Below are 11,765 nucleotides of genomic sequence, written 5' to 3'. Positions count from 1 at the left end.
AAAACCATAAAAAACACAACCAAAAAGTTAATTAACTCTAATAATAGATTGTACTTCCTAGTATATAAAATTAAAGGATAATAAAATAAGAAAAAAAATTTAAACACAAAAATTATGAGTCAGCCTCAAAAAAAGAAAAAAAGGAAAAATATCAATTAGAATTGCAAACTGGCATAAATACCATTTAAACTAAATGAGTTTGTATTCCAATTGGATACTGAACCTAAAGAGTTTCTTGAGCTTGTTGCATCAGCAACATACCATTTTCCATCGACTAAAACTTGAGTCCATACGTGACCGTATGTACTTCCGCTGGAAAACTTACATGTACCGTGAACGTATCTTGCTTCAAGTCCTGCTGTCCTGAACATCGCAACCAACAGGTGTGAGTGATCGACACAATTACCTTTTCCGGCACTTAATGTACCTTTAGCTCCGTATTTGGTATTATAATAGAAGCTGTAGGCTGTGTGGTCCTTTACATAATTGAAGATTTTTTTAGCTTTAGCCATATCATCTGTTAAACCTGAAATCAATGAATTGACAACAGATTTGATTGCTGGATCGCCAACTTGACAATTTGTTGTGGCTTTAAGATATTTGGCTAAATCAGTTTCAGTACATTTCTCATTTAATCCGGAACCTGAACAGGATGAAGAAGACCCTGAGCCTGAACCTGATCCTGGAGATGTAGAAGCATAAGTTACGGTTACATAACCAGGCAATCTGTTTTCTGTACCATAGAATGCCAATGCTCTTGAAAATGAATCAATCAATTCGGAATAAATGATTTTACCCACATCGGATGAAGCATAATTAGGAGCATGATTGTTAGTGCTTATGAATACCGCAACGTTTTTGGCAACTGTTGCAAAGCTATACAACTTTTTAGAACTTATACTGTCTCCGGAAGGAGCGGAAGGTTCTGCAACTCCAGTAATTATAATGATATCCTTAGTGTTGGAACTGTTTATTTGATATATTGCTTGACTCATCAAGTAGAGGAATTCAGGCAGAGTGAATGTGAATCCGCCGGTTGTTACTGTATTAGGCAATCTGCCCTGGGATGCATAGAATGTCTTCAAATTGGTAGCACCAGTTACAATGTTCTTGATTGATATTGATTTAACTGATGAGGATGAAGCGGACAGTGAATTGAAATCCACATCGTTTGAAATTCCATACCTGAACAAGACAACTCCTCCTGCCTCACCTTTCAATGCGGACAATATGTCCTTATTGAGATCGTCTGTTGACAATTTTGTTGTATCGTCATCGGATTTGTATGTTTGAATACCAGTCCAAACATCAGCACCCTTGGAGTTTTCAACGTACCATTGGGTGGTTGAAGCAATCCATGTTGTATCCTTATTGTAATTGCCTTTGTAAATCATCGGAACGACTACATCCATGTATTTGCTCAATACTGAATAGTCCTGACCGTAGTAATATGCACTGCTTGTAGTCTCAGGCATCAATGCACATGATAAAATCAACTTGTCATTGATTGAATCAACTGCAGTTTTGACTTGCTTTACAAATGAGCTGATGGCTTCGGTACCTCCAGAAGTCTGGTAAGCAGCATTGTTGGATTTTTCAACACCTGAATACCTTAAGTAATCCAAGTGAATTCCAGCAAGGCCCTTGATTGCCGCATAAGTCTTGATTTCATTGATTTTAGTTGTGAAATATGCAGTGTCCTCCTTACCGTTTTTAACAGGGTTTACCCATCCGGTACTGCCAGAATAGAAAGCCTGAACCCACATGTGAACATCAATTCCAACTCCATTAGCGCTTGCAATCCATGATTCGACACCTGATTTTCCATATAATTCATAAGCCTTGAAATTCAACAAGATATCGGTTACTCCTTTAGACGCTAAAGTCTTCAGGTTAACGCTTTTCATATCTGAACCGTATAACCAATATGCGTTATGAGTATTGACAGCTTTTTCCTTGATTGTGACTGCAGAGGATCCGGTTTTTGCATTTAATTTAGAATCCTTAGCTATTGAATATGTAATTGTGTGTTTGCCTATCACCAAATCAATAGGTAACGATGCGATACCATTAGCGTTAGTTGTTTTGGTATAAGACTTTCCGTCAACATTGAATGTGACTTGTTTGCCTATAATAGGCACGCTAGCTGCTGTAACAGCCACTTGGAATGTATTGCTTTTACCGTAAGTGAAAGTTGTTCCACTTTTTACGGTGAATGTAGGTGTCTGGGTAGTGATAATTGTCACCTTGCTTGAAGTGCTAGATGCCTTGTAAAAACTGTTTCCTGAGAATGCGTATTTTACAGTGTATACTCCCTTAGCCAATGACGGCAATTTGAGTTTTGCAATACCATTAGCATCGGTTTTGGCAGTGTAAGATTTACCGTTGACGGTGAATTTTATTACCTTACCCTTACCCGGAGCGTATCCGAACTTGTTGAGCAATTTGACTTTTATTGTTTTAGTATCACTTTTAAGGAAAACATAATTGCTAGCTGTTAGAGAAGAAGTAGTTGATTTGACTACTTTAACAGTGTTTGTTTGGGTCAATCCATCAGTATTATAAGAAACTATTTTATAAGTTCCTTTCTTGAGGCTAGTCAATGATAAACTAGCCACACCGTTGGAATTTGTCTTAACTTTATATGTCTTTCCATTAATCTTGAATTTGATATTTTTATTAGCCAGAACCTTACCGTTGCTTTTGTAAAATTTAGCGGTGAACTTTCTGCCGTCAGTGTATACCTTTGATATGTCGCTGGCGGAGATTGTGGATACAATCTTGAAAGTGGTGGTCAATTTATATCCGGTAGCCGGGTTTTCAGCAACCACCTTATAGGTTCCAGGTTTAAGATTGATTGGTAAAGAAGCAACTCCTTGCGCATTTGTCTTTTTAGTGTAGGTGACTCCGTTAGCAGTAATCTTTACATTGGTATTTGCTAAAGGATTGCCGTTTTCATCTAAAAAGGTAGCGGTATATTGTGTGCTTCCCTTATAATATTTAGTAATGCTTTTCGCTTGAATAGTTTTTGATACATCGATTTTTGAAGAAACATCACTGCTTACACTCAAAACCCCATCCTCTGATGAGGCCGCAGCGATCCCATTATTACTATTCAAAGATTCATTACTGTTCGAGTCAGTTGATAAAGTATTTGAATCTTCAGATTCTAAAACTTCTTCACTTGATAGAGAAACTTTAGATTGATCATTATCAACATTTGAATCACTTGATACAGAAATATCTGATGAATCAGCAGTATTCTCCAGTGGGACTGAGGCATCTGATGTGTCATCTACTAAGTTAGTAGTATATGAATCTGTAACATTAACATCACTTGCTTGGATTGCACTTACTGATAATAGAACAGTGAACAACACTAAGAAAGTGAGTAATATTTTCTTGTTCAAAATAATTTACCTCCTTAACAAAATATTTAAACAAATGAGAATTTTTCTCATTGTACAAATATTTATTACAAATATCTTATATAAAGCTTTGTATTTACTAAAACCCATTAGATGAGTTTAATTTTTAAAATTAAAGCTAAAACTTTATGAAAATGAAATATTAAGCAAAGTTATCTTTTAATTAGTCTTTAAAAGCATTAAATAATATGAAACCAGCTTTAAAGAAGATTTACATGATAAAAATATGAGCTATAATTTACTTGCTTATTAGATAAAATAGGGCATGATTTAAAGTTATTTGAACTAAAAACATTGATAATTAAATAGTTACAATAAAAAAGAACATGTTTAACAAAGCATATCAAAAAATAAGCATGAATAATTAAAAAAAGAAAAAAGGTGTAAAATTTTAAAAATTTTACATCATTGGAGGCATTCCACCCATACCGCCTGCACCAGGCATTGGAGGCATACCACTTGCATCGTTTCCAGACTCATCAGGTCCGGTGGAGTTGAGTGCATTTCTTGCTGCAATCATGTCATCAATACGCAAGATCATTTCAGAAGCTTCGCCAGCGGATTGGAGAGCTTGTATTTTAACTCTTAAAGGTTCGATTACGCCAGCTTCTTTCATGTCAACTACTTTACCTTCGAATACGTTGATTCCAATGAATGGATTGTCTTCGTGAGCTGCTTTCAGGTCAGCAATTAAGTTGATGGTGTCTAAACCTGCATTTTCAATCAATGTTCTTGGAATGACTTCTAATGCTTCAGCATATTTTAAAATAGCCAATTGTTCTCTTCCACTTACGGTTTCACCATATTCTCTTAATTGTTTTACCAAATCGATTTCACAGGCTCCTCCACCGATGAGGACTTTTCCTTCTTCAATGGTTGCTGCAACTACACCTAATGCGTCATCAAGTGCCCTTGCGATTTGCTCGGTTACGTAACGTGTACTTCCTCTTAAGATGATTGAGGAAGCTTTCGGATTGTCACATTCTTCGATTAAGGTCAATTCATGGTCAAATATCTTATCAAGGTATACGTGACCTGCTTTACCTAATTTATCTTCGGACAAGTCGTCAATATCTGTTACGAGTTTTGCACCGGTAGCCTTTTCGATTCTTTCCATGTCTGATTTTTTAACACGTTTGAAAGCCATGATTCCAGCTTTTTTAAGGTAGTGTTCTGCCATGTCGTCAATACCTTTTTGACAGAATAATACATTAACGCCGGAGTCGATTACTTTATTCACTAGCTCTTTGATCATGTCTTCCTCTTGTTTGAGGAATGCTTCAAACTGGTCCGGGCTTGTGATGTCAATTTTAGTGTCAGTGTTAGTGTTCTTCAATTCAATAGGATATTTCATTATTGCGATTTTAGCGTCACGAACATCTCTTGGCATGTTTTTGGATACTGGGGACTTATCGAGGATGATTCCTTCAGCAAGGAATGAATCTTCCACGGAGTCACCTGAAACCCTTTGGATGTTGATGTTGTCGATGTCTGATTTTCCGTCTTCCTTGATTCTTAAGGCGGCTTCGACAACAAGGTCGGCCAAGTGTTCTTTTGCATAGTCTGAACCTTTACCGCTCATTGCGGTTACAGCCACTTTCTTAAGGGTTTCTTCATCGTCAGCATCAATTGCAATTTCTTTTAATAATTCAACAGCTTTTTTGGTTGCATTTCTGTATCCTTTTACAACGATTGATGTTGCGATTCCGTCATCCAATAACTCTTCAGCTTTAGATAATAATTCACCTGCAATGACAACAACGGAAGTGGTTCCGTCACCGACTATGTCTTCTTGTTTTTTAGCGGTTTCTACGAGCATTCTTGCTGCAGGCTGATTGATTTCCATTTCTCTCATGATGGTTGCACCGTCATTTGTTACGGTTACATCACCTAATGAGCTTGTTAACATCTTGTCCATTCCTTTAGGACCTAATGTTGTTCTTACAATACCTGCTAATACTTTAGCAGCTGTGATATTCATTCTTAAAGCGTCTCTTTTTGAATATCTTTCAGTTCCTTCAGGAAGGATAAATATTGGTTGATTTGCCATTTAATAATCACCTAAAAATTTTTTAAATAAAAATATAAAACTAAGTTTTTATACATTATAACATAGGTAAGAGGTAATATAAAAACGTTACCCATTAAACTAACTTTAGGTGTGTTAATGTACGAGGAGATAATAAAAGAAATCAAGGCAAACTTAGGGGAAAACAGGGATTTGAACAGGCAGTACCTGTCCTCACAGATTGAAGTCTATAAGGACCATCCATACAACAAGGAGATAATCAAGGAGATTTCACGCATGATGTGGGATTGCCTGAGTGATGATGAAAAGCAGGAGTTCATCGAGATAAGCGAAAGGGAAAATCCGATAATGGATATCCTCAACGACATATACTACGACATCGAGAACGGAAACTATGAAACTCCCCTGGAGGAGCTTAACGCATTCATGGAGACATTCCCCGAAATGTTCAAGGACGATAAGGTAAGCGAGTACCACTACTTCACAAATCCCCTTGAGGATCTGATTTTCAGAAAGTACATCGGTGCCGAAAAGGAGCTGAGATACATTCCCGACAGCCAGCCTTTGCTTGACCTGTATTACGTTTACGGATTTCTTCTTCTGGAAAATCAGGAATACGACAAGGCCGAGGAGTATCTGAAAAAGGCCATCAGGATAAATCCGGTTTCCGCCAGAATAATTCTCGAGCTGACCGAGATATATAAGGTGCACACATACACATATAACGAGTATTTCATCCGCACATGCGACGCCCTGAAATACTCATATTACCCTCAAGACATTGCAAGATGCTACAGGAACCTCGGATACTACTACATAGAGGAAAACCAGATGAGAACAGCACTTGCACTGTACATATATAGCATGGAATTCGAGGCAAGCCCACTTGCATACACTGAAATCAAGTATATCCAGTCAAAAAACGACAACATGGAACTCACCCTCAATGAATGCATTGAAATCATAGAAGGCAAGAACATCCAGTTAGGAGTCAATCCGTTCATTATAGAAACCCTCAATGAATTAATCAGAGAATATGAGAAAAACAAGCTATATAACCAGGCATTATATTTCATGGAGCTGCAGTTTGACCTGACCCATGACGGCAAAACACTCGAGATGATGAATGAAATCCGAGGGAAGCTTGAAAACTAAACTATTAATAATATATATTATATATAATATAACAGGTGATTTAAAATGTGCTCTAGTGGAGGACCAATGGCCGATATAGACTTGAAAAAATTGAAAACAAAAAAATACCATTGTAAAGACTGTGGAAATTCCTTTAAAGGACTAGGAAAGAAAGTTGTTTGTCCATCTTGTCAAAGTGACAACGTGGAACTTGCAGAGTAAATTCACATTTACTCTCTTTTTTTATTTTTTGTGATAACATGAAAATTGATTTTAAAAACGATGAGATACTATTTCTAGAAGGCGAAACAGGAATCGTGGGCGTCGTCAAGGTTGCCTATGAGGACAAGATGCTGTTCATAGCAACACAGGACAATGAGGAAATAGTCCAGTTTTTAGAATCAGACGACATCATTGCAGTGTCAAACTTCAAAAAGGACAAGCGCGCCATCAGGTCACAGGCATACCTAAGCCGTGAGGAGTCCTCACCCCTCGTGATTTTAAATAAGGATCACCCATCAACAAAACGCCTTGAAACCGTCATATCAATAGGAGATCAAGTAAACCTAAACTGCAACATCACTCCCGGAACCCACCCTGAACAGAACGTGCTGTGTTCCTGTGACAGCTTATCAGGACTCGAAATTACAAAAACCGCAACAGGCGTTGAGCTGAACAGGGATTTTGACGATTACACAATTGAGAAGTTTTAGGTTGAAAATATGATATTTATCGATTCTTTTTACATGTTCGTAGGGCAATTGGTGGTCTTTCTGATTGTCATAATTGCAATACTGATAATCATATTCCTGATTTTGGCTCTTTTCATGGCCAAGAAGAATCAGATAAAGTTCCCAAGATTCCTGTTGTATATTGTCGATTTGTTGTATTCACCTCTCAAGACAATAGCCCAATTCCTGAACCTGGACGACCATCTCATTGACGACATCGCAATCAAGGTTAGAAACGACTTGAACAAGGAACAGTACAAGAAAATCCCCGCAGACAAGACACTGATTTTCCTGCCTCATTGCTTAAGGCACAAGGACTGTCCTGCAACACTGCAAAAGGAAGGTCTGAACTGCACCGAATGCGGACTGTGCTCAATTGGAGTCATCAAAAAGAAAGCGGAACCTATGGGATACAAGCTATACATTGTGCCTGGATCCAGCTTCGTCAAAAAAATAGTCATGGAAAACAAGTTTCAAAGCGTGCTCGGTGTGGCATGTCATGAAGACCTGAATCAAATGATGATGCTCCTTTCCGATTTTTACCCTCAAGGAGTCCTGCTTGAAAAGACAGGATGCTTTGAGACAAAAGTGAATGTTAAAAAAGTATTTGAAAAGATAGATTCCAAATACTAATCAAAAAAAGCCATGAATTCACGGGATTCAGGTGTTTGACTGAATTCATCAATGAAATCGTGCAAGTCCTTGATAAACTCCTCTTTTCTTTTATCCAAATCCCTAATCTGTGAATAATCCTTCTTAATTGCCAACTCCATGATTATGTCATCGGTTTCAAGGGTCAGCTCTGGAAACAATTCTTCAAAATCACTCATTTTAGCCTCTTCCAAGCTCTTGATGAGCTCTTGCAAGGTGTCCTGCAGCCAATGCTCCAACAAGTGACAATTCACCTGCCAAAACGGTACATGCAACGATTTCTGCAAATTCCTTAGCATGGTTTGACCCTGCAACACCAAGAATGTTCAATCCTTCCTGAGCAACTTCCAGACTTGTTCCTCCACCGACGGTGGCCACAGGCAAGTCAGGCAGGTTCACTGAGAAATACAGGTCTCCGTCACGGTTTTCTGCTGTTGTGATACCAAGAGATCCTTCAACTACATGTGCCGCATCCTGACCTGTCGCTAAAAATATTGCTGCAACCATATTAGCGTAATGCGCATTGAATGCCATCGCTCCGCTTGCGGCTGAACCGACCAGGTTTTTGGCGGTGTTCACTTCAACAATCGCCTCTGCTGTGGTCTTGAGCTTTTTGGCAACGATGTCCTTTGGAACCAAAATGTCGGCTATGACACTTTTTCCCCTGCCTTCAACGATGTTTATGGCGGCAGGTTTCTTGTCAACGCAGACATTGCCGCTCAATGCAATGTGAACTGCACTGGTTTCCTCAGCCAGCTTATCGAGAATTTTTTCGGAAGCTATTGTCACCATGTTCATTCCCATACTGTCTCCTGTTGAGAACACGAATCTTGGGTACACATAACTTCCAACAATCAATATAGGGTCTATTTTTATTAGCTTACCATGGGAAGTTGTACTTTCCGCAATGGCTTTCAACTCATCGAAATTATCAACAAACCATTGTTTGACTTTCAAAGCCTCACTGACTCCTTCGCACTTGATTGCAGGTGCACGGGTCATGATGTCTGATACCACCCTTGCATTTGCACCGCCTGATGCGGTTATGGTTGATGCTCCACGGTTGATGGATGCAACCAATGCTCCCTCAGAGGTGGCTAAAGGTATGAACACTTCCCTTTGGCAGTATTCTCCATTGATTTTCATTGGTCCTGCAATACCCATCGGCAATTGCAATACTCCGATTGAGTTTTCAATGTTTCTTGCTGAAGCCCTTTCCATGTCAAGAGTGTAATTTGAGATGTTGGACAGATCCAAATCATATTTCTGTTCCAAAAACTCTCTTCTGATATCTGTTGCCTCTTTTGCGTCCACTTCCTTATCAACCTGATAAAGCTTCATTTCGCCGCTTAATAATTTATCGATAATTTCCTGATGTGACATCTACATAACCTTTTTAAGTAAATCTACAATTTCTGATGGTTTTACTGCTACATCAACTCCAGCTTCGTTTAAAGCCTTTGTTTTACTTTCAACAGTACCTGATGATCCTTGGATAATCGCACCGGCGTGTCCCATTCTTTTGCCCGGTGGTGCGGTTCTTCCTGCAATGTATGAAACGACAGGTTTTGTCATTTCCTCTGCAATGTATTTTCCTGCCCTTTCCTCAGCAGTTCCTCCGATTTCACCAATCAATACGACTGCATCGGTTTGGTCATCCTTTTCAAATCTTTTAAGAATATCAACATAATTGTCCCCGGTTACTGGGTCCCCACCGATTCCGACTGCGGTACTTTGACCGATTCCTGCATGGGTCAACTCGCTTGCTATCTCATATGTTAATGTACCGCTTCTTGAAATCACTCCAACGTTACCTTCACAAAAGATGTGTGTTGGCATGATACCCAATTTACCGACACCAGGAGAGATCACTCCAGGAGTGTTCGGTCCGATAATGGTGGTATTCATCTCTTTGGCGTATGCCATGATTTTCATACTGTCGTGGACCGGAATGTGTTCTGATATGATTACGACCAAATCCAAGTGTCTGATTGCTTCAAACGCTGCGTCCTTTGCGAATCTTGCAGGTACGAAAATGATTGAAGAGTTGATGTCAACTTCCTCCACAGCCTCTTCCATGGAATTGAAAATCGGCACTCCAAGGAAGTCCTGACCACCTTTTCCAGGAGTCAATCCTGCTACAATATTGGTATTGTAATTTAACATTTGTTCTGTGTGGAATGAACCTTGCTTACCGGTTATTCCCTGAACTATACATTTTGTATCCTCATTTAATAAAATCATAAATAAACCCCCATCATCTTAATATTCTAGTTTTATTTTCAAATGGAACCGCTAAATCTATTACATTTCCATTCATGAAGGCAGTTGCTGAAAATATCACGCTGCCCGGCAATACATTACAAGTTGTTCCTCTTTTAACCAAATAAACGTTCTTGTTTCCAAGTGCAGCACCAATCATTGCGCCTGCAATGACTCCTATGGACTCTATGTTTTCAACAGTGGCCACAACCACTGGGTCGTCGGTTTCATCTGAAACATAGCCCACTCCAGGAATCTTTCTTGTTTTGGCTTCGATGTAGTCAGACACGTCGGTACAGTTTTTCATGCCCTTTGCCGCTTCAATCGCTGAATTTGCAACATCAGCCACAAAATCTTCACCGCCGTACGTATCAAATCCCAAAACAATCGCATCCGGGAAGAAATCTTTCCTTATGCTGGCTTCGGCATATGAGACTCCCTCTCCCGCATCTTCAGGATTGTCCGCAATTCCGGATACGTCTCCCAGGTTTTCCGCACTCATCTTTAAAACATTAACGATACCTTCATTGACCTGTTCGAGCAAATCGTCCTCAACAAATGCGCTGATGACAACATCATCACCGGTTATATTTGTTAAGGCAGCATCCCTTGCGCCCAGATCCAAAACACTTTGAAGGTTTTTCTCAATAGTTTCTACTAGCTTAGAACTGCATGACACGTCATTTTTTGATATGTCTGCACCTATAGCTGTAATTTTCAAATTAACACCTTGTATAATTGATTAAATAAAATAATAAAATTTTAAATTTTATTGGTATATATTATGTTTTTTAATTTATATAAACATTAAGAAACTTTAATTAATAACCTTAATTAAATAATTAACTAATGTATTCACAAACCAAAATTGCAATTCCAATATTTCAGGAAAATTGCAAAGATGTAATTGCCGTGGCGGAGGATTGTATCGAGAAGGGTGCCGACATTTTAGAGTTCAGGATAGATGCCCTTAAAAATCCGGATATTTCAGAGATTAAGGATACAATCAATGAGATCAACTTCCCTATGATTGCAACAAACAGGATTGACAGTGAAGGAGGATCCTTCAAAGGAAGCGAAGAGGAAAGGATTGATATCCTTTATGAATGCTGCAATCTGGTCGATTATGTTGACATTGAGCTTCAGTCCAAGGACGAATACATAAACAGGATTCATGACACAGGCGTGAAGACCATAGTGTCATATCATGATTTTGAAAAGACACCTGACCTTAATGAGATAATGTACATTGTAGAAAAGGAACATGAATTGGGTGATATTGCCAAGGTCGCATTCATGCCACAGGATTTGGAGGACACATTGACAATATTGGCCGTTCTGTCTCACTGTGAAGACACCATTGCCATTTCCATGGGAGATTTGGGAAGCTATACTCGCGTGATGGCATCCAAATTCGATTCACCGATCACCTTTGCTGCCGGAACCGATGTGACCGCTCCCGGCCAGATTGACATTGAAACAATGAAGGCGCTGCTGAATATGGATTTAAACATTATGGACGAGTGAGGC

11 protein-coding genes are annotated in these 11,765 nt (G+C 39.0%); 5 read left to right on the top strand and 6 right to left on the bottom strand.

The window, feature by feature from the left end; translation table 11 throughout:
• Window positions 1–155: 155 nt before the first annotated feature.
• Both MBBTH_RS04415 and thsA read right to left on the bottom strand, forming a co-directional pair.
• Window positions 156–3,410: a transglutaminase domain-containing protein gene (locus tag MBBTH_RS04415; RefSeq protein ID WP_116591849.1), complete on the bottom strand. Its 3,255-nt coding sequence runs from the start codon at window positions 3,408–3,410 to the stop codon at window positions 156–158.
• Window positions 3,411–3,828: 418 nt separating this feature from the next.
• Complete coding sequence (gene thsA, locus MBBTH_RS04410; protein WP_116591848.1) at window positions 3,829–5,478, bottom strand: thermosome subunit alpha; 1,650 nt, start codon at window positions 5,476–5,478, stop codon at window positions 3,829–3,831.
• A 117-nt stretch (window positions 5,479–5,595) separates the two neighbouring features.
• On the opposite strand from thsA, the gene MBBTH_RS04405 reads away from it, so the two are divergent.
• From MBBTH_RS04405 to MBBTH_RS04395, 4 genes are read left to right on the top strand one after another with little or no spacing between them, the layout of a single operon-like run.
• On the top strand, window positions 5,596–6,612 hold the full coding sequence (locus MBBTH_RS04405) for a hypothetical protein (protein ID WP_116591847.1): 1,017 nt from the start codon (window positions 5,596–5,598) through the stop codon (window positions 6,610–6,612).
• Window positions 6,613–6,657: 45 nt separating this feature from the next.
• The gene (locus MBBTH_RS10885; protein WP_165814026.1) at window positions 6,658–6,813 is read left to right on the top strand and encodes a glycyl radical enzyme family protein; all 156 of its coding nucleotides are present in this window, start codon (window positions 6,658–6,660) and stop codon (window positions 6,811–6,813) included.
• Window positions 6,814–6,851: 38 nt separating this feature from the next.
• Window positions 6,852–7,304: a hypothetical protein gene (locus MBBTH_RS04400; protein WP_116591846.1), complete on the top strand. Its 453-nt coding sequence runs from the start codon at window positions 6,852–6,854 to the stop codon at window positions 7,302–7,304.
• 9 nt (window positions 7,305–7,313) lie between these two features.
• Entirely contained in the window at window positions 7,314–7,955 is a 642-nt protein-coding gene (locus tag MBBTH_RS04395) for a DUF116 domain-containing protein (protein ID WP_116591845.1), read from the top strand.
• On the opposite strand, the gene MBBTH_RS04390 is transcribed toward MBBTH_RS04395, so the two are convergent.
• From MBBTH_RS04390 to MBBTH_RS04375, 4 genes are read right to left on the bottom strand one after another with little or no spacing between them, the layout of a single operon-like run.
• Window positions 7,952–8,152: a hypothetical protein gene (locus tag MBBTH_RS04390; protein WP_116591844.1), complete on the bottom strand. Its 201-nt coding sequence runs from the start codon at window positions 8,150–8,152 to the stop codon at window positions 7,952–7,954. The genes MBBTH_RS04395 and MBBTH_RS04390 overlap by 4 nt on opposite strands.
• 1 nt (window position 8,153) lies before the next feature.
• Window positions 8,154–9,356 carry a hydroxymethylglutaryl-CoA reductase (NADPH) gene (gene hmgA, locus MBBTH_RS04385; protein ID WP_116591843.1) on the bottom strand — a complete coding sequence of 401 codons (1,203 nt, stop codon included), beginning with the start codon at window positions 9,354–9,356 and terminating at the stop codon, window positions 8,154–8,156.
• A complete protein-coding gene (sucD, locus tag MBBTH_RS04380; protein ID WP_116591842.1) occupies window positions 9,357–10,217 on the bottom strand; it encodes a succinate--CoA ligase subunit alpha in 861 nt (286 codons plus the stop codon). It lies immediately after the preceding gene.
• Between the two features lie 13 nt (window positions 10,218–10,230).
• Complete coding sequence (locus MBBTH_RS04375) at window positions 10,231–10,956, bottom strand: hypothetical protein (RefSeq protein WP_116591841.1); 726 nt, start codon at window positions 10,954–10,956, stop codon at window positions 10,231–10,233.
• A gap of 128 nt (window positions 10,957–11,084) precedes the next feature.
• Here MBBTH_RS04375 and aroD point away from each other — a divergent pair, with 128 nt between their 5' ends.
• Window positions 11,085–11,762, top strand: a complete 678-nt coding sequence (gene aroD, locus MBBTH_RS04370; protein ID WP_116591840.1) for a type I 3-dehydroquinate dehydratase — start codon at window positions 11,085–11,087, stop codon at window positions 11,760–11,762.
• The last annotated feature ends 3 nt before the right edge of the window (window positions 11,763–11,765 follow it).

Source organism: Methanobrevibacter thaueri (assembly GCF_003111625.1).
Classification (GTDB): domain Archaea; phylum Methanobacteriota; class Methanobacteria; order Methanobacteriales; family Methanobacteriaceae; genus Methanocatella; species Methanocatella thaueri.
The sequence above is the reverse complement of the archived record's forward strand: the minus strand, read 5'-3'. Positions and strand labels throughout refer to the sequence as shown.

Coding starts and splice junctions, on each gene's coding strand:
- MBBTH_RS04400 (WP_116591846.1), top strand. CDS start 6,852: ATGAAAATTGATTTTAAAAACGATGAGATACTATTTCTAGAAGGCGAA.
- MBBTH_RS04395 (WP_116591845.1), top strand. CDS start 7,314: ATGATATTTATCGATTCTTTTTACATGTTCGTAGGGCAATTGGTGGTC.
- MBBTH_RS04390 (WP_116591844.1), bottom strand. CDS start 8,152: ATGAGTGATTTTGAAGAATTGTTTCCAGAGCTGACCCTTGAAACCGAT.
- MBBTH_RS04405 (WP_116591847.1), top strand. CDS start 5,596: ATGTACGAGGAGATAATAAAAGAAATCAAGGCAAACTTAGGGGAAAAC.
- aroD (WP_116591840.1), top strand. CDS start 11,085: ATGTATTCACAAACCAAAATTGCAATTCCAATATTTCAGGAAAATTGC.
- thsA (WP_116591848.1), bottom strand. CDS start 5,478: ATGGCAAATCAACCAATATTTATCCTTCCTGAAGGAACTGAAAGATAT.
- sucD (WP_116591842.1), bottom strand. CDS start 10,217: ATGATTTTATTAAATGAGGATACAAAATGTATAGTTCAGGGAATAACC.
- MBBTH_RS10885 (WP_165814026.1), top strand. CDS start 6,658: ATGTGCTCTAGTGGAGGACCAATGGCCGATATAGACTTGAAAAAATTG.
- hmgA (WP_116591843.1), bottom strand. CDS start 9,356: ATGTCACATCAGGAAATTATCGATAAATTATTAAGCGGCGAAATGAAG.